Source organism: Streptomyces sp. NBC_01431 (genome assembly GCF_036231355.1).
Classification (GTDB): Bacteria; Actinomycetota; Actinomycetes; order Streptomycetales; family Streptomycetaceae; genus Streptomyces.
In genome coordinates this window covers 139,449-156,292 of sequence record NZ_CP109497.1, presented here as the reverse complement: position 1 = coordinate 156,292, position 16,844 = coordinate 139,449, and the positions used below count along the sequence as shown (strand labels likewise).

Annotated in this window: 16 protein-coding genes; 10 read left to right on the top strand and 6 right to left on the bottom strand. The window is 69.3% G+C overall.

Annotated elements, in window-relative coordinates:
* Window positions 1-16: 16 nt before the first annotated feature.
* From OG522_RS38135 to OG522_RS38095, 9 genes are read left to right on the top strand one after another with little or no spacing between them, the layout of a single operon-like run.
* Window positions 17-895, top strand: a complete 879-nt coding sequence (locus OG522_RS38135; RefSeq protein ID WP_329468029.1) for a diiron oxygenase — start codon at window positions 17-19, stop codon at window positions 893-895.
* Entirely contained in the window at window positions 895-1,140 is a 246-nt protein-coding gene (locus OG522_RS38130) for a phosphopantetheine-binding protein (protein WP_329468028.1), read from the top strand. The genes OG522_RS38135 and OG522_RS38130 overlap by 1 nt, the downstream gene beginning before the upstream one ends.
* Window positions 1,137-1,964, top strand: coding sequence for a hypothetical protein (locus OG522_RS38125; protein WP_329468027.1), 828 nt, complete (start codon window positions 1,137-1,139; stop codon window positions 1,962-1,964). Before OG522_RS38130 ends, OG522_RS38125 begins: the two co-directional genes overlap by 4 nt.
* Complete coding sequence (locus OG522_RS38120) at window positions 1,964-2,965, top strand: NAD(P)H-dependent flavin oxidoreductase (protein ID WP_329468026.1); 1,002 nt, start codon at window positions 1,964-1,966, stop codon at window positions 2,963-2,965. The genes OG522_RS38125 and OG522_RS38120 overlap by 1 nt, the downstream gene beginning before the upstream one ends.
* On the top strand, window positions 2,955-3,824 hold the full coding sequence (locus OG522_RS38115; RefSeq protein WP_329468025.1) for an alpha/beta fold hydrolase: 870 nt from the start codon (window positions 2,955-2,957) through the stop codon (window positions 3,822-3,824). Before OG522_RS38120 ends, OG522_RS38115 begins: the two co-directional genes overlap by 11 nt.
* A complete protein-coding gene (locus tag OG522_RS38110; protein ID WP_329468024.1) occupies window positions 3,817-4,086 on the top strand; it encodes a hypothetical protein in 270 nt (89 codons plus the stop codon). The genes OG522_RS38115 and OG522_RS38110 overlap by 8 nt, the downstream gene beginning before the upstream one ends.
* A 10-nt stretch (window positions 4,087-4,096) precedes the next feature.
* Window positions 4,097-4,663, top strand: coding sequence for a 4'-phosphopantetheinyl transferase superfamily protein (locus OG522_RS38105; RefSeq protein ID WP_329468023.1), 567 nt, complete (start codon window positions 4,097-4,099; stop codon window positions 4,661-4,663).
* A gap of 24 nt (window positions 4,664-4,687) precedes the next feature.
* Window positions 4,688-6,178 (top strand): APC family permease, encoded by a 1,491-nt coding sequence (locus tag OG522_RS38100; RefSeq protein WP_329468022.1) that lies wholly within the window; start codon window positions 4,688-4,690, stop codon window positions 6,176-6,178.
* A 44-nt stretch (window positions 6,179-6,222) separates the two neighbouring features.
* Window positions 6,223-7,938: a pyridoxal-dependent decarboxylase gene (locus OG522_RS38095; RefSeq protein ID WP_329468021.1), complete on the top strand. Its 1,716-nt coding sequence runs from the start codon at window positions 6,223-6,225 to the stop codon at window positions 7,936-7,938.
* 332 nt (window positions 7,939-8,270) lie between these two features.
* On the opposite strand, the gene OG522_RS38090 is transcribed toward OG522_RS38095, so the two are convergent.
* Window positions 8,271-9,341 carry a ketoacyl-ACP synthase III family protein gene (locus OG522_RS38090; RefSeq protein ID WP_329468020.1) on the bottom strand — a complete coding sequence of 357 codons (1,071 nt, stop codon included), beginning with the start codon at window positions 9,339-9,341 and terminating at the stop codon, window positions 8,271-8,273.
* Between the two features lie 392 nt (window positions 9,342-9,733).
* Complete coding sequence (locus tag OG522_RS38085) at window positions 9,734-10,450, bottom strand: TetR/AcrR family transcriptional regulator (protein ID WP_329468019.1); 717 nt, start codon at window positions 10,448-10,450, stop codon at window positions 9,734-9,736.
* A gap of 131 nt (window positions 10,451-10,581) precedes the next feature.
* Here OG522_RS38085 and OG522_RS38080 point away from each other — a divergent pair, with 131 nt between their 5' ends.
* Window positions 10,582-12,021 (top strand): DHA2 family efflux MFS transporter permease subunit, encoded by a 1,440-nt coding sequence (locus tag OG522_RS38080; RefSeq protein WP_443074868.1) that lies wholly within the window; start codon window positions 10,582-10,584, stop codon window positions 12,019-12,021.
* A 431-nt stretch (window positions 12,022-12,452) separates the two neighbouring features.
* Here the strand turns inward: OG522_RS38080 and OG522_RS38075 are convergent, their stop codons facing one another.
* Genes OG522_RS38075 through OG522_RS38060 form a run of 4 tightly spaced genes read right to left on the bottom strand, consistent with a single transcriptional unit; the run spans window position 12,453 to window position 16,587 of the window.
* Window positions 12,453-13,424: an alpha/beta hydrolase gene (locus OG522_RS38075; RefSeq protein WP_329468018.1), complete on the bottom strand. Its 972-nt coding sequence runs from the start codon at window positions 13,422-13,424 to the stop codon at window positions 12,453-12,455.
* Between the two features lie 22 nt (window positions 13,425-13,446).
* Window positions 13,447-14,481 carry an aldo/keto reductase gene (locus OG522_RS38070; RefSeq protein ID WP_329468017.1) on the bottom strand — a complete coding sequence of 345 codons (1,035 nt, stop codon included), beginning with the start codon at window positions 14,479-14,481 and terminating at the stop codon, window positions 13,447-13,449.
* Window positions 14,482-14,509: 28 nt separating this feature from the next.
* On the bottom strand, window positions 14,510-15,511 hold the full coding sequence (locus OG522_RS38065; RefSeq protein ID WP_329468016.1) for a 3-oxoacyl-ACP synthase III family protein: 1,002 nt from the start codon (window positions 15,509-15,511) through the stop codon (window positions 14,510-14,512).
* Window positions 15,512-15,519: 8 nt separating this feature from the next.
* Window positions 15,520-16,587: a ketoacyl-ACP synthase III family protein gene (locus tag OG522_RS38060; protein ID WP_329468015.1), complete on the bottom strand. Its 1,068-nt coding sequence runs from the start codon at window positions 16,585-16,587 to the stop codon at window positions 15,520-15,522.
* Between the last annotated feature and the right edge of the window lie 257 nt (window positions 16,588-16,844).

Sequence of the window (16,844 nt, the reverse complement as noted above, 5' to 3'; positions counted from 1 at the left end):
GGAAGGGCGAGTGAAAATGGCGGTACGTGAAATCGAGCCGGTCGTGCTGGACCTGGGCCGGTTGGAGAACCTGGCCGAATCCGGCTACTACAACCCGTATTCGATGTTCGAGTGGCCCGACTCCATCGAGCCCGACCTGCCGTGGATGAGCGAGAGCCTCACCACGCTGGCCGGTACCGAGATGTGGGACGAGCTGACCCGTGAGCAGCAGCTCGCGCTGACCAAGTACGAGGCGATCAACTTCTTCAGCCTCAACATCCACGGCATCCGTGAGTTGCTGAGCGATGTCGTGATGCGCATTCACGAGCGGACCTACGCGGACGTCTCGGAGTTCCTTCACCACTTCATCGGTGAGGAAAACGAGCACATGTGGTTCTTCGCGCAGTTCTGCCTGCGCTACGGCGGCAAGCTCTATCCGGCGCAGCCGACGCTGAAGGCCGACTCGGTCGCACATCTGTCGTCGGTGGCCCGCGAGTTGATCGTGTTCGCGCGCATCCTGATCTTCGAAGAGATCGTCGACTACTACAACGCGCACATGGCGACCGACCAGTCGCTGCCGGACATCGCCCGTGAGATCAACCGGGTGCACCACCAGGACGAGAGCCGGCACGTCGCGTTCGGCCGGATGGTCTTCACCCACCTGCTGGCGCAGGTGGCCAAGCGCGATCCGGACGAGGTGCCGGTGGTCGCCGAGTACCTGGAGAACTACCTCCAGTACAGCATCGGCACCCTCTACAACCCGGCCGCCTACCGCGACGCGAACATCCCGGACGCCCTCGCGCTGCGGCGGCGGGCGCTGGAGCACCCCGCCCGCCAGGAGGCGCACGACCAGGTGCTGAAGCGGACCAGGAAGTTCCTTTCGAAGGCAGGCGTCGGCAGGGAGCTGATCAAGTAATGACCGAGCCCATGCGGGCGGTGCGCGAGTTCATCGTGGGCCGCAACCCCAAACTCGACGAGCTGTCCGACGACCTCGACCTCATCGACAGCCGCGCCATCAACTCGCTGGCCTTCGTCGAGTTCATCTTCCTGCTGGAGGAGCTGACCGGCGAGTCGATCGATCCCGAGGACCTGGATCTGGACGACTTCCGCACCCTCAGCGCGCTGAACGCCCGATTCTTCAAGGAGGAAGCAGTCCGATGACCACGGTGACCGACAACGGCCTGGGAGTTCTCGACGGCAGCCAGCTGCGGGTGCTGCGGGCGATCGACACGGTGTTCCGGCGCCTGGCCGACGGCTGGAACGCGCCGGAGTTCCGCTTCCCGTTCCTGATGCGCTGCAAGGACCTCGACACCTTCGACTACTACGACAACTTCCCGCACCTGGGTCTCGCCGCCACCCGGCTCGACCCCGAGCGCCTCGGCACCCTGCTGAAGGAGACGGAGCGGCCGGTCGAGCGGATGCCGGCCGAGGTGATGGAGTCGACCGCGTTCGCGCTGCCCTCGGCGGCGTGCTACTCGATCTACGTCGACCTGGCGGGCTCCACGCTGCCCGCCGAGGGGACGATGCGGACCACGGTCGGTACCTGCTTCCGCAACGAGACCCACTACGAGGGCCTTCAGCGACTGCTCGGCTTCTCCATGCGGGAGATCGTCTGCGTCGCACCGGAGGACGTGGCGAAGAACCACCTGCTCCGCGCCAAGGACGCCGTGACCGCCCTGTGCGCCGAACTCGGCCTGGACGTTCACCTGGAGGTCGCCACCGACCCGTTCTTCGACAAGAACAGCGGCAAGGCGAAGATGCAGCGGCTCTTCCCGGTGAAGGAGGAGTTCGTCGTCAACGGCCTGGCGATCGGCTCCGTCAACTACCACCGCAACTTCTTCGGCGAGCGGTGCGGCATCCTGGCCGGCGAGGACACCGCGCACACCAGCTGCCTCGCCTTCGGCCTGGAGCGCTGGGTGCACGCCCTGACCGAGCGGTTCGGCAGCGCCGACGCCGCCGCGGCCGCGGTCGAGAGCCTGAGCTGATGCGAGCCACGGCGGCGGAGGTGCTCGGCCTGGACGTGAGTCTGCTCCAGTCGGGCATGGGCGGTGTTGCGGGCACGGAGCTGGCCTGCGCGGTGTCCAACGCCGGGGCGGCCGGCTGTGCGGGCGGCTACAAGCTGGCCGACGGCGCGCTGTCGGCCATGCTCGACCGGTTGACCGCCGGAACCGATCGGCCCGTCGGCGTGAACCTGATCCCGGAGGTGGTCGGGCCGGACGAGCTCGACCGGCAGGTGGCGCAGGTGCTCGACGAGACACCGCAGCGCGTGCACCTGTCCTTCTTCGGAATGCCCGACGACGCGGTGTTCGACCGGGTCGCCGCGGCGGGACGTCAGACGGTGGTCCAGATCGGGACGGTCGAGGACGGGCTGAAGGCGGCCGCGCGGGGCGCGGTGGTGGTGGTCCAGGGCATCGAGGCGGGCGGCCACCTCCTGGGTACGTCACGGCGTGACGACCTGGTGGGCGCGCTGCGGGCACTGCTGCCCGACGCCTGTCTGGTCGCCTCGGGCGGAATCGGCTCGCCCGAGGAGGCGGCGCGGGCACTGGCCGCCGGTGGCGACGGGGTGCTGCTCGGCACCGCCTTCGTCGTCGCCCACGAATCACGGGCCCACGCCCGTTTCAAGTCGGCGGTGACCGGCGCCGACGAGAGCGACACCGTCATCACCGATGTGTACGAGATCGGCTGGCCGGGCCGACGACACCGCGTGCTCGCCACGCCTGTCACCGCCGATCCGGAGCAGCCCGCGAAGTTCATCGGCAAGACGGTGGTCGAGGGAAAGCCGTACCTGGTGCCGCGCTTCAGCGCGGCGGTGCCCACCGAGGCGACCAGCGGCCGCATCGAAGAGATGGCGCTGTACTGCGGCCGGTCCTGCGGGGAGATCTCCGACGAAGTCTCGGCGGCCGATGTCGTCGCCACATTCGCGCCGGCCCTGACGGGGGCCGAAACCATCCAGAGCAAAGAGAGGGCGGAAAGCCATGTCGGCTGATGCAGAGCAGGGCGACTACTACCACGACCTTAGTTACCGCGAGGGCACACCCCTGATGCGCACCAGGGAGGGCGTCGAGCTCTACTGCGAGTCCACAGGTGAGGGCATTGCCATCACGACGCTCAACAACTTCTTCTTCACCGCGCCGTTCTGGCGGGACTACACCGACGAACTCGCCAAGCACTACCGCGTAGTGAGCTACGACCTCGCCAACCACGGCCACTCCACGCGTCTGGAGCAGGAGCCGACCTGGGAGGAGCACGCGGCGGACCTGGTCGGGCTGCTCGACGCCCTGGAGATCGACTCGACGTATCTGCTCGCTTCGTCGGCCTCCACCCAGCTCGCCCGTGACGTGGCCCTCGCGTACCCGGACCGGGTCCGGGGTCTCGTGCTGGCCGGACCGGTCGTCGGCCCGCAGATGCGGCGTCACCGGATGCTCCAGCGGGCCTGGCTGCGGACGCTGAACAGCCACGACATACCGGTGCTGTTCAGCCACATGTACCCCGAGTTCGTCAGCACGGAGATGATCGAGGAGTACGGCGTGCCGGGCTACCTCGGCCTTCGGGAGAGCTTCCTGGCCATGTCGACGCCCGAGGAGCTCAACAACGGCCTGACGCTGGCTCAGCAGGGCGACCCCAGCTCCGAGTTGCTGACCCGCATCCAGGCGCCGACCCTGATCGCCCTGGGCGACGACGACATCCTGCTCGGCCCGACGGCGGGCCACGAGCTGGCCGAGCTGTTCCCCAACGGTCGCTGCGCGATCATGCCGAAGGCCGGCCATGTGCCCTTCCTCGACGACCCCGAGGGCTTCCAGGAGCTCGTACGGAAGTTCATCGACGAAGCGGAAGCAAATGTCTGACACGGTGATGGAGGACACGGCGGTGGAGGTACGGCAGCGGATTCGCGAGCTGCTGGTCGATGTGTTCGGCGGCCCCTCCTTCGTCAGCGGAGTGCAGGACGCCGTGTCGCTCCGCGAGGCCGGGGTCCCCTCCACCGCGCTGGTCGCCCTGCTGGTGGCGATGGAGGACGCGTTCGGTTTCGAGTGGGACGACGACGTCCAGCCCGAGGTGCTGCGCTCGATCGACTCGCTGGCAGGCCACGTCGTGGCGCTGCGCAACTGAGGTCCGCACGGTGACCGCTGAGCAGGCCGTGCCCTGGGGCGCGGCACCCGAGATGTCGATGCAGACGTCTTTGGTGCCGCCGCCCCACGGACCGGCCGAGCAGTTCACAGCCGGTCGTCGTGCGGCCGCCGCGGCCCTGGCCGCAGCCGGGGCGATCGAGCGAACCGTGCCGCGGGCCCGAGGCGGCAGGCCGCTCTTCCCCCAGGGGTTCGCCGGCTCGATCTCCCACACGGACCGGCTCGCGGTCGCCGTGGTGGCCCCCGGTGCCGAGGCGGTCGGGGTCGACATCGAGCCGACGACCATCACCCCTCGCGTCGCCGCGTTCATCCTGCGAGAACAGGAGCGGCGCCTGCTGCTCCCCCCGGCCGGGTCCTACACCGCGCGCGACCTGTTCGCCGCCAAGGAAGCCGCGTTCAAGGCGATGAACTGCCTCGGCACGTTGGGGGAGTTCCTGTTCTGGCAGATCGGCCTCAGCCGGTCCGATGGCGCGTTGACCGCAACGTACCGCGGCGAATCGGTGCCCGTGTGGATTCGCTCGGAGGTGGATCTTTCGTTCGCCGTGGCGATACGGCGCTGACGTTTACGGAATCTGGAGACCTTCATGACCGGCACACCCCCGCCCGAGGGGAGCGCACGCTTCCAGCGCACGCTGACCACCCCGAAGATCGTGTTCATCATCATCGCCGCGGCCGCCCCCCTGGCCGCGATGGTGTTCACCGTCCCGCTCGCCTTCGCCATCGGCACCGGTCCCGGCGTGCCGGCCATGTTTCTCTTCGCGGGCCTGACCCTGCTGTGCTTCTCCGCCGGCTACGCCGCCATCGCACGGCGGATCAGCCACATGGGTGGCTTCTACACCCACATCGTGCACGGCCTCGGCCGCCGTGCGGGGGCCGGGGCGGGACTGCTCGCGGTACTCGCCTACAACGCCGCCACGGTCGGGGTGCTCGGCGCCTTCGCCTACTTCACCCAGAGCGTGGCCGCATCCCACGGGCTCGACCTGCCCTGGCAGGTGTGGGCGGGACTCGGCTTGCTCCTGGTCGGAATGCTCGGCTACCGGGAGGCCGACCTCAGCGCCCGGCTGCTGTCCGTGTGCATGGTGTGCGAGATCGCCATCCTGGTCGCACTGGACGTCGCCATCCTGGCCCGCCACGGCGGCGCGGCTCTCCCCTCCGCCTCCTTCGCCCCTCACGATGTGTTCGCCCCCGGGCTCGGCGTCGCCGTGATGTTCGGCTTCGCTTCCTTCCTCGGCTTCGAATCGGCCGCCCTGTACGGCGAGGAGGCCAAGGCACCACACCGCAGCGTGCCCCGCGCCACCGTCATCGCCGTGCTGGTGGTCGCCTCGTTCTACGCCCTGACCAGCTGGGTCGCCGTCGGCGCCGTGGGACCCGAGCGGGTACGCGCCCAAGCCGCGAGCCACCTCGGAGACCTGTTCTTCCTGCTCAGCGACAGCTACCTGGGGCACGCGGCCACCGTCATCATGCAAGTCCTGCTGTGCACCAGCCTGTTCGCCTCCTGGCTGGCGCTGCACAACGCCGCCAACCGGTACATGTACGCCCTGGGCCGCGACGGCCTGCTGCCGGGCAGTCTCCACGCCACGCACACGGGGCGCAGCTCCGTGCACCGGGCCAGCGTGATCCAGTCCGTCTTCAGCACGGTGGTGGTCGCCTTGTTCGCGGCCGCGGGTCTGGACCCGTACGTGAACATGTCGACCAGCATGCTTGGCCTCGGCACCCTCGGCATCATCCTGCTCCAGGCCGTGGCCTCGGTGGCCGTGATCGGCTACTTCCGCGGTCGGCGTGAGGGACGTTGGCAGACGGTCATCGCGCCCGCGCTGGGAGCCCTGGGGCTGATCACCGCGGCGATCCTGGTGGTCTCGAACTTCGACGTGCTGACCGGGACCACCGAGCCCCTCGTCACCGCCCTGCCGTGGCTCCTGCTGATCGTCGGCGGCCTCGGCGTCGCCCTCGCCTCCTGGCTGCGCTCGGCCCGCCCGGACCAGTACGCGCGCCTGGGCGGCACATCCGTGCCGGCGCCGGCGCCCACCGCCCCGGCCAAGGACCCTTCCGGCAGCCTCTCCCAAGCAGCGCCGTGACTCCGGCTCGATCTGGGAGCCGCGCAGTGAAAGGATCAGATCCAATGGCTCGTGAAGCCGAAACGCATGCAGACATACCCTTCGGTCCCGAAGACACCCCGTGGCAGAAGACCTTCAGCGGCCTACGTGTCGTCGGGGGCCGCCCCTACGGCACACCCCCGTCCTCCGACCCCCGGGCGGCCTACATCGGTGTGCCCGAAGTACCGCACCACAAGGTGCAGTTGCCTCCCACCGGACTGGACGCGGAGCAGTACACCGAGGCCGAGGCGCTGTTTCGCCGTCACATCGACACCCAGACGCGGAACTTCGCCGGCTACCAGGTCACCAGCGATCTCGATTACGAACAACGCCTGGGGCACTATCTCAACCGGCACCTCAACAACGTCGGAGACCCCTACCAGTCCAGCTCGTACACGCTCAACTCCAAGGTGCTTGAGCGGGCCGTACTCGACTACTTCGCCTCGCTGTGGCACGCGAAGTGGCCGCACGATCCGGAGGATCCCGAGTCGTACTGGGGCTACGTCCTCACCATGGGCGCCAGCGAGGGGAACCTGTACGGCCTGTGGAACGCGCGGGACTACCTGTCGGGCAAGCCCCTGCGCACCCACCACCGCGAGCCGGGCGATGTGGCCTTCGAGCAGGCACCGCGCGGCGAGGGACCGCACGATTTCCATCCGGTGGCGTTCTTCTCCGAAGACACCCACTACTCACTGACCAAAGCGGTACGGGCACTGGACATTGACACTTTCCACGCCCTGGGCTGCACGCGCTACCCCGACGAGAACCCGCTCGCACCGGGAACCCCATGGCCGCGGGAGGTGCCCTCCACCGAGGACGGCGCCATCGACATCGACCAACTGGCCGTCCTGGTGCGCTTCTTCGCCAGTCGCGGCTACCCGATCCTGGTCAGCCTCAACTACGGGTCCACCTTCAAAGGCGCTTACGACGACGTCGAGGCGGTCGCCCGCACGGTGCGCGACATCTGCGCCGAACACGGGCTGGACAACCGGCGCGTCCACCGCGACGGCGACACGAACAGCGAGCCCGACGAGCGGTCGGGATACTGGCTGCACGTCGACGGGGCGCTCGGAGCCGGTTACGCGCCCTACCTGGAGATGGCCCGGGACGCCGGCATGGTGGAACAGGCCCCGCCGACCTTCGACTTCCGGCTCTTCGACGTGCACTCACTGACCATGAGCGGCCACAAATGGATGGGGACGCCGTGGGCGTGCGGAGTGTTCATGACCCGCACCGGACTCCAGATGGCCCCGCCCAAGGCATCGGAGTACATCGGCGCCGCCGACACCACCTTCGCGGGCTCCCGCAACGGCTTCTCCTCGCTGCTGATGTGGGACTACCTGGCCCGTCACTCCTACGATGACCAGGCCCGGCTCGCGGCCGAGTGCGACGGCCTCGCCGCCTACACGCACGAGCGACTTCTCGCGCTACAGGAGCAGCTGGGCCAGGACCTGTGGGTGGCACGCAGCCCGCAGTCGCTTTCCATACGGTTTCGCCAGCCACACGCGGCCATCGTCCGCCGCTACTCCCTGTCCAGCGAGACCGTGAACGTGGACGGCGCCGCGCGCACCTACGTCCACATGTATGCGATGAGCCACCTCACCAGGCAACGCGTCGACGAACTCATCGGCGAGCTGCGACAGCCGGGCGCCTTCCCTCTGGCCCCGCCCACCGGGACCGCCGCCGACGGAGCGCGCACGGCTCAACCGGCCGAACCGGTGGCCGAGCCGGCGGCCCGCTGACGCGGACTCACATAGCGACGCCGTCGGCAGCCGACGCACCGCGGGCTCGACACCTTCGTCCTGCGGCGGGTCGAACCGGCCGCGCCGATCCCCGTGGGCGGCGGCCCGCGGCGATCGGCGCTCAGCAGGTTGAGGTCTCCGGGTCCGTGCGGCGCACCGGGTCCGGCACGTACACCGATGCCCCGGTCATGCCCGAGCGGCAGGAGCTCCCACCCGGGCGCCGTCGGTCCCGGCGGTCGTGCCGGCCCCGCTGGTTTCCACCGCGCGGGCCGGGGCGTACGCCCCGGCGCCGGGTAGCGCGGCGGGTCCTGAAGGGGCCGGCACGGGCGAACTCACACCGTGACGTCGGCGGGCAGGTCGAAGTCCGTGGTGGTCTCGGCCCACGCCGGTACCGACTCGATCTCCAGCACCGCCACGGTCACCGAGTAGCCGCCACCGGTACCGACCAGGAGTACGAGGTCGCCCTGGCTGACCTCCTTCTTCTCCACCAGGCGGGCCACCGCCGCGGTCAGGTCGCCGGCGCCCAAGTGCCCCGCGTAGCGGCCCCAGTTCCACAGCGTGCGCTCGGCCGGGATGCCCAGCGGCTTGAAGAACTGGGCCTCCATCAGCCCGTGCCCCATGTTGGGCAGCAGGATCCTGGCGAAGTCGTCGAGCTTGTTCCCGGTCCGGCCCAGCACCTTGGAGATGACGCTCATCAGCGTCTCCTCGGCGCGCTTCAGCACCGACTCCGACCCGACTTCCTCCAGATACGACTTCTTGGGAGTGCGCAGATTCTCGTCCACGACCACCCCGTAGGCGTTGGTGAACGCGGTGGTGCCCCGGTGCAGCGGTTCCAGGGAGGCGTCGGTGGTCGATTCGATGGCGTGGATGCGGGCGAAACCACCGGCCGTGGAGAGGACCATCGCCGTGGCGCCGTCGCCGAAGACGATGCCGTACGAACCCCGCCACCGGTCGAACCCGGGCGGACAGAACCGGTCGGCGGTGGTGATCAGAGCGCTCGTCCCGCGGCCGGCTTCGAGCTGGGCCATCGCCAGATCCATCGCCGCCATTCCTCCGTTCGACATTCCCTCCACGTTCAGGGCGAGGGCGTCGGTGACGCCCAGCTCGCGCTGGATGTACGGAGCCGAATTCCAGTGGTGGTCGCGGCCTTGGTGGTAGATCGACGCATGCAGGATCAGATCGACCTGATCTCCGACCACGTCCGCGGCCCGGTCGAGGGCTCTTCGCCCCGCGATCGCTCCCATGTCGGGAACTGATATCTCGTCCGTGGCCACCGGCAGGCAGGGGATTTTGTTCACGGCGTTGTCGTCGGCCGGGTAGTTGCCGGAAGCCACCGCTTCCGCCGCCGATTCGGCGGCCGGAATCCAGGCCGCAGCCGACGCGATATAGACAGGGATGTTCATTGTTCAATTCCTCTTCCGAATTCGATGCCCGTCTGGCAATGGTTTGCGGTGAGTGCGCTCGTACTTCGTGATCCGGAGTTCGGATCGCGGAGGTTTCATCGGGACGCGGTCACGCTACAATGCCGACCCCGAGCTCTCGTAGATGCATTTCTCATGACTTCCGGTGGCATTGTCACTTGCGCGTGGGCGCAGGTGAGCGATGTGAACTCTGCGACCGGAGTCCGGACTTGATCCCGAGATGAATGACGGACGAACGAATGCGTGAGGGATTCACAGAACGCTGTGCGTAATGCACGTGGGGTGCGCGCGGACTGAATTCAGGAATTTGATCCGTTACGCTCGCGACAGCCCTGCTCGAAATGTTCAACTGCCCACGGGAGGCAGTCGAACGGTCAGCTCGGCTCCGGATTCGGTGATTGCGACGTCTCCGCCGGGGACTGCGCGAGCAGGCCGTCGACGAAAGCGCGGAGCCCCTGCGCGAAGGTGTCCTGCCCGGCCAGCGTTGCCCACCGGTCGGCGATGGCGGCCAGGTGAGGGTGCCGGAGCGGTCCGTCGGCCTTGCCGAAGTAGGGGTTGAGGTAGGTGGGGTCCTGTTCGTCCATCTTGCGGTGGCTGGTGTGCGCGCGCACGAGGATCTCGCCGACGGTGTAGTACCAGATGCTGCGGAAGATCCGGACGGTCTGCTCCGGAGGGCATCCGGCGTCGACGGCTCCGGCCAGGATCGTCTCGACCAGCCACAGGAACGAGTCACCGAGCCGGGCGATGAACCCGTCGGTGGTGAGGACCTCCGCCGCCCAGGGCCATGCCGCCAGACCGTCGTGGATCGTGACGGCGGCCGTGATGATCCGCTCCCGCGGATCGCTCGGCAGCTCGGGGTGCGGAATCTGCTCCGCGTACTCGTAGATCAGCAGGAAGAGCAGATCCTCCTTGTCCCGCACGTGTGAGTACAGGGTCGTCGTCCCGACGCCGATCTCGGACGCGAGCCGGCGGACCGTGAGCTTCTCCCAGCCGTACTCGTCGATGAGCCCGCGAGCCGCGGTCAGGATCTGCTGGCGGGAGGTCACGGGGGGTCGGCCGACGGGCCGGCGCGGTGCGTTCGATCGGGGCATCGCCCCATCATGCCTCGCCGCGCCACCCGGTGTATGACCTGCGCGGTCGACACCTCTCCGTCCCCGCTGCTAATTTCGGAACATGCTCGGAAACTCTATCGGCACGACCAGAAGCAGAGGGGCTGGGTGCGGTGGCAAGTACGCAAGTAGCGAGTGAGAAGACAGTCGTCGCGAGCGGGGCGCGGCCTGGGACCACCCTCGCCGCGGTCTCCGTCGTGCAGTTCATGGTGTCGCTGGACCTGACGGTGGTGAACGTCGGACTTCCCCAGATCGGCAGCGGCCTCGGCTTCAGCGAGGTGGGTCTGACCTGGGTGATCCACGCGTACGCCCTCACCTTCGGCGGCCTGCTCCTGCTGGGCGGCAAGATCGCCGACCGGTTCGGGCACAAGCGCATGATGCTGTTCGGGCTCGGCCTGTTCGGCGTCGCCTCCCTCGTCGGCGGCCTCGCGCAGAACCCCGGTCAGCTGGTGGCCGCGCGCGCCGCGCAGGGCATCGGCGCCGCGGCGGTCGCGCCGGCGGCGCTGGCGCTGCTCTCCTCGACCTTTCCCGGCGGCAAGGAGCGTGTGAAGGCCTTCGGCATCTGGAGCGCGGTGAACGCCTCCGGCGGTGCCGTCGGCGTCCTGGTCGGTGGTTTGCTCACCCAGTACGCGGGGTGGCAGTGGGTGATGTACATCAATCTGCCGATGGCCGCCCTGGCGCTGGCCCTGGCCTGGCGCGGCATCGCCCGGGACACCCCGGCCGCGCGCCGCGGCCGCCCGGACGTGCTGGGCGCCGTGCTGGCCACGGCGGGTGCGGCCCTGCTCGTGTTCGGTGTCGTCCGTACCGACCAGCACTCGTGGACCTCGCCGACCACCCTGATCACGCTGGCCATCGCCGTCGTGCTGCTGGCCGCGTTCATCCAGGTCGAGCGGACCACCAAGCGCGACCCGCTCATCCGCCTCGGCCTGTTCGCCAACCGCTCGGTCGCGGGCGCCAACATCTACATGCTGCTGTTCGGCGGCGCCATGGCCTCGGCCCTGTACTTCGTCTCCCTCTACCTCCAGCGGGTGCTTGGCGGCAGCCCGGCCCGCGCCGGAGCCGAGTTCCTGCCGTTCATGCTGGGTGTGGTCCTCGGCTCCACCCTCGCCGTCAAGTTCGGCTACAAGTTCGCCCCCCGGAACATGCTGATCACCGGTGGCACGCTGGCCGCGCTCGGCTACGCCTGGTTCGGTCTGATTCGTCCCGACGGAACGTTCCTGGTTGACGTCCTCGGCCCGTCCGTCCTCGCCAGCGTCGGCATCGGCCTGTGCCTCGCGCCGGCCGTCTCCATCGCCACCGGGGGCGTCCTGCCCCACGAGGCGGGAGCCGCCTCCGGCGTGCTCAACAGCACGCGCCAGATCGGTGCCTCGCTCGGTCTCGCCGCCCTCGGCACCATCGCCGCCGACCGCACCGGCCACGCGATCACGCCCGGCAGCCTCAACGACGGGTACGCGCTCGGCATGCTGGTCGGCGCCGGAATCCTCGTCTGCGCCGTCCTCATCGCGCTCTTCGTCCTGCCCCGGCCCGCCCGCGCCACCGCCGACGGAGCGTAGAAGTCGTGACGTGACGGCCGGCGACGCGGCACCCGGTTCCAACCTCACGAACACGGCCCCCGACGATCGGGACTTTCCACATCCGATCGTGAACGGGGGCCGTGTTCGTGTGTCAGCGCTCAGGGACGGTAAGGCGCGGGTGTGAACTCGCCTACGTGGCAACCCCGTTGGCCTGGTGAGTGACGAGTGAGCGGCCGTCGCGCACGGCGGCGAGCCACTGCGGCCTGGACATAGGAGGACCCGGGTGGTCGGCAGCCGGTCCGGCCGCCGACCACCCGGGACCTGACGGCCGGCAGGGCGACGGGGATCTTCCCGTCGGACCTGACCGGCTCGGCTGCCCGTCGTTGACGGGAGTATCGGGGGTTGGGCTACATGGAACGTGCCGCGCTGCCGAGGCCGTGGGGAGGTCGACCGCAGGCGGGACGGGCTCCTCACACAGAGGCTTCCCGGGCAGGATTCAGCCGGTCCGCGTGATCCGCCGCGGCCGGCGTCAGGCTCAACGCCCCTTCCGCCGCCGCCAGTACGCGGTGCATCGCCGCCGCGGCGCTGGGGACGATGTCGGCCAAGAGCAGGTATCCGTGCACCTGGTCCGGCGCCGGTACGTGCTGGACGGCGACGCCGCGCGCGGCCATCCGGGCCGCCAGTTCGACGCCCTCGTCGTGCAGCGGGTCGAATCCGGCGGTGCCGATGACCGTCGGTGGCAGGTCGCGGTGGTCGGCGTCGAGCAGGTCGACCGCCGGATCGGTCCTGGACTGCGGATCCGGCAGGTACTGCTCGTAGTACCACCGAAGGTCATCCGCCTCGGTCAGGTAGCCAACTCCGAAGGTGCGGAGGGACTTTGACCTCATGTGCGGATCGACCGGCGGGTAGAACAGCAGCTGCGCGGCGAACCCGGGGCCGCCGTGGTCGCGGTGGTGCATCGCGATGCCCAGGGCGAGCGCCGCCCCCGCACTGTCGCCGGCGATCACGTGGTCGCGGTCCGGGAAGGCGGTGGCCGCCCACGCGGCCGCGGTGATGCCGTCCTGGAGCGGGACCGGGTGCGGGTGTTCCGGCGCGCGGCGGTAGTCGACGGAGACGACGACCGCTCCGAGCGCGGCGGCGATGCGACGGCACACCCGGTCGTGGGTGTCGATGTCACCGACCGTCCAGCCGCCGCCGTGCAGATACGTCACCAGACGCCCCCGGTCGGCCATCGGCAGATACGCCCGGACGCCGAACCGGCCGCCCCGGCCGTCGATCTGCTCGTCCGCGACCGCGGCGATCGGTTCCGGCGCGGCGCCCTCGCACCAGCGGGCCGCGCTGTCGGCGTAACGGCTGCGCAGCTCGGCGACGGTGAGCGTGCGCGCCGGCGCCGGCTGATCGGCGGCCTGCCATCGGATCAGGGCGCGGATAAAGCGGTCCATCGGCACGTGACGCTCCTCGTTCTCACACCAGGGGCGGATTCAGTGGAGTGAACCCGCGCAGTCGGTAGTACAGGTGGTAGGGGTACGGCGGGGTGACCGCGCTGGCCTTGTCGAGCCGGGCCAGTTGCTCGCTCTCCAAATTCCAGCCGACCGCGCCCAGGTTGTCCCGCAACTGCTCCTCGTTGCGGGCGCCGATGATCACCGTCGCCACCGTCGGGCGGGTGAGCAGCCAGTTCAGCGCGACCTGAGGCACGGTCCTGCCCGTCTCGGCGGCCACGTCGTCAAGGACGTCGACCAGGTCGTAGAGCCGTTCGTCGTCGATCGGCGGTGCGGCCGCGGCCGTCTTGTGCAGCCGGCTCGACTCCGGGAGCGGCTGTCCCTTGCGGACCTTGCCGGTCAGCCGGCCCCAGCCCAGCGGGCTCCACACGACCGCGCCCAGACCCTGGTCACGGGCGAGCGGCATCAGCTCCCACTCGTAGTCGCGTCCGGCGAGCGAGTAGTAGACCTGGTGCGCCACATAGCGGGGGAACCCGGAGCGGTCGGCTGCGGCGAGCGACTTCATCAGCTGCCATCCGGCGAAGTTGGACGCGCCGATGTAGCGGATCTTGCCCGCGCGGACCAGATCGTCCAGCGCCGCGAGCACCTCCTCGACCGGGGTACCGGCGTCGAAGGCGTGCAACTGGAACAGGTCGATGTGCTCGACGCCGAGCCGGCGCAGCGAGCCGTCGACGGAGCGGATAAGCCGGGACCGGCCGGTGCCCATCTCCCATGGCTCGGGCCCCGTGGGCGTACCGGCCTTGGTGGACAGCAGTACCCGGTCGCGCCGCCCGGCGACGGCCGCGCCGAGGAGTTCCTCCGACTGGCCCTCCGAGTACACGTCGGCGGTGTCGAACATCGTGACGCCCGCGTCCAGACAGATGTCGACCAGGTTGCGGGCCTGCTTCACATCGGTGTCGCCCCAGGCGCTGAACAGGCTGCCCCGGCCGCCGAACGTACCCGCGCCGAAACTCAGAGCCGGGACGTGCAGGCCGGAGTTTCCGAGCCGTCGATATTCCATGTTCGTCTCCAGTACGGGAGGGCCGCGGTCACCACTCGACCAGCGTGAAGCTGATCGACATGCCGCCACCCATGCCGAGCAGCAGGACCAGGTCGCCCCGGCGCAGCGCCCCGGAACGGGCGGCGCGGTCCAGGGTCAGCGGGACCGACGCGGCCCCCGTGTTGCCGCACTCGTGCACGGTGCGGTGCACGGTCGCGCGGGGCAGATCGAGCGTCGGCGCCATCTCGTCGAGCATGAGGCCGTTGGCCTGGTGCGGGACGACATGGGCGATGTCGGACGGCAACACCTCGCTGTCGTGCAGGAACTGCTTGGTCAGACCCGGCACGGTGCTCATGAAGAACTCCCGCACGGCGCGACCGTCCATCGTGAAGTACTGCAGGCCCGCGTCGTGCGCCGCCGGATCGTAGGGCCGCCTGCTGCCGCCCGCGGGAACCCGGATGAGGCCGGTCAGACCGCTGTGGATGTGGAACGCCGAGGTCCGGATGGAGCGGCCGGCGTCGTCGGCCGGCCCGACGACCACCGCGCCGGCGCCGTCGCCGAACAGGATGACGGAGCGGCGGTCGGCCGGGTTGAGGATCCGCGAGTACGTGTCGGCGCCTATGGCCAGGGCGTATCCGCCGGTCCTGGCGACCAGCGCGTGGGCCGCTTCGAGCGCGGACATGAATCCGGCGCAGACGGCGTTCACGTCGAACACCGAGACCGCCGTCCGGGACCCACCCAGGTTCTGGTGCACGAAGGCGGCCGTCGCCGGCTGCTGGTGATCCGGCGTCGAGGTTCCGACGACGACGGCGGACAACTGGTCCGCGGTGATCCCGGCGGCCTCCAGCGCGCGCCGTGCGGCGCCGGTGGCGAGGTCGGACGTCGCCTGGTCGGGCGCGGCCCAACGGCGTTCGCGAATGCCGGTCTTCCGGACGATCCAGGCGTCGTCGACACCGGCCGGCGCACCGACCTCGGCGTTGGACATCACCCGGTCCGGGACACAGGACCCGGTACCGAGGATCGCGACGGGTGGTGCCGTGTGCGGGCTCATGGGCGACCTCATTCCGTGATGTCGGCGGGCAGGGTGAAGTCCGTGGTCATGTCGGGCCAGTCGGGCACCGACTCGATCTCGACCACCGCCGCGGTCAGGGAGTAGCCGCCGCCGGCGCCGATCAGGAGCACGTGGTCGCCCCGGCGCAGTTCCTTCTTCTCCACCAGGCGGGCCACGCCCGCGGTCAGGTCGCCCGCGCCCAGGTGGCCGGTGTAGCGGCCCCAGTCCATCAGCGAGCGTTCGGGAGAAATGCCGAGCGGCTTGAGGAACTGGGAACCCATCAGCTCGTGGCCGAGGTTGGGCATCAGGATCCGGGCGAAGTCGTCGAGTTCGTGGCCGGTGGTCTTGAGCAGCGAAGAGATGAGAGTGATCAGCGCCTCCTCGGCGCGCTGCATCACCGACTCCCTCCCGACCTCCTCCAGGTACGACTTCTTGGGCGCGCGCAGATCCTCGACCTCGGCCTGGGAGGACGTGGTGAACGGGTGGCTGCCGCGGTGCAGGGGTTCCAGGGAGGCGTCGGTGAGCGACTCGATGGCGTGGATGCGGGCGAAACCGCCGACCGTGGAGAGGACCATCGCGGTGGCGCCGTCACCGAGGACGATGCCGTAGGCACCGCGCCAGCGGTCGATGCCGGGCGGGCAGAAACGGTCCGAGCTGGTGATCAGGGCGCTGGTCCCGCGGCCCGCTTCGAGCTGGGCCATCGCCAGGTCCATCGCCACCATGCCGCCGTTGGACAGCTGTTGGACGTTCACCGCGAAGGCGCCGGTGATGCCCAGCTCACGCTGGACGTAGGGGGCCGACGTCCAGCCGTAGTCGCGGCCCTGGTGGTAGATCGAGGCGTGCACGATCATGTCCACTCGGTCGCCGACCATGTCGGCGGCCCGGTCCATGGCCCGGCGCCCGGCGATCGCCGCCATGTCGGGGACCGAGGTGTCGTCCGATACGACGGGCAGGCAGAGAATGTTGTTCGGGATCAAATCCTTGGCGTTGTACTTTCCGTCGGCCACCGCTTTGTGCGCCGATTCCGCCGGCGGAATCCAGGCGGCCGCGGACGCAATATAAACAGGGGTGTTCATTTCCGTATCCTCCGAGTTTAACCGTCGAGTAGATATGATTCCCGGCGCCGGCCGCCGGACGGCTCGACGTAATTACTCATCGGTTTACACGTCAGCCTCGCCACTCCATGCGTTTGCCCTTTCAATGAGACGCCTCAATGGAATATAGCCCACGTCGGTGGCGCTCATCCCTCTGATTCACGCGTGGATTTCTCACGACTCGCGGTGAATATCGCACGGATTGGATATTGATCGAGGTCAGCCGCTCCGGCGCGCTG

Bases quoted from the DNA above. Each gene is read 5' to 3' on its own strand.
- OG522_RS38125 (WP_329468027.1), top strand. From the start codon at position 1,137: ATGACCACGGTGACCGACAACGGCCTGGGAGTTCTCGACGGCAGCCAG.
- OG522_RS38060 (WP_329468015.1), bottom strand. From the start codon at position 16,587: ATGAACACCCCTGTTTATATTGCGTCCGCGGCCGCCTGGATTCCGCCG.
- OG522_RS38090 (WP_329468020.1), bottom strand. From the start codon at position 9,341: ATGAACATCCCTGTCTATATCGCGTCGGCTGCGGCCTGGATTCCGGCC.
- OG522_RS38100 (WP_329468022.1), top strand. From the start codon at position 4,688: ATGACCGGCACACCCCCGCCCGAGGGGAGCGCACGCTTCCAGCGCACG.
- OG522_RS38135 (WP_329468029.1), top strand. From the start codon at position 17: ATGGCGGTACGTGAAATCGAGCCGGTCGTGCTGGACCTGGGCCGGTTG.
- OG522_RS38070 (WP_329468017.1), bottom strand. From the start codon at position 14,481: ATGGAATATCGACGGCTCGGAAACTCCGGCCTGCACGTCCCGGCTCTG.
- OG522_RS38065 (WP_329468016.1), bottom strand. From the start codon at position 15,511: ATGAGCCCGCACACGGCACCACCCGTCGCGATCCTCGGTACCGGGTCC.
- OG522_RS38120 (WP_329468026.1), top strand. From the start codon at position 1,964: ATGCGAGCCACGGCGGCGGAGGTGCTCGGCCTGGACGTGAGTCTGCTC.
- OG522_RS38095 (WP_329468021.1), top strand. From the start codon at position 6,223: ATGGCTCGTGAAGCCGAAACGCATGCAGACATACCCTTCGGTCCCGAA.
- OG522_RS38075 (WP_329468018.1), bottom strand. From the start codon at position 13,424: ATGGACCGCTTTATCCGCGCCCTGATCCGATGGCAGGCCGCCGATCAG.
- OG522_RS38085 (WP_329468019.1), bottom strand. From the start codon at position 10,450: ATGCCCCGATCGAACGCACCGCGCCGGCCCGTCGGCCGACCCCCCGTG.
- OG522_RS38130 (WP_329468028.1), top strand. From the start codon at position 895: ATGACCGAGCCCATGCGGGCGGTGCGCGAGTTCATCGTGGGCCGCAAC.
- OG522_RS38115 (WP_329468025.1), top strand. From the start codon at position 2,955: ATGTCGGCTGATGCAGAGCAGGGCGACTACTACCACGACCTTAGTTAC.
- OG522_RS38110 (WP_329468024.1), top strand. From the start codon at position 3,817: ATGTCTGACACGGTGATGGAGGACACGGCGGTGGAGGTACGGCAGCGG.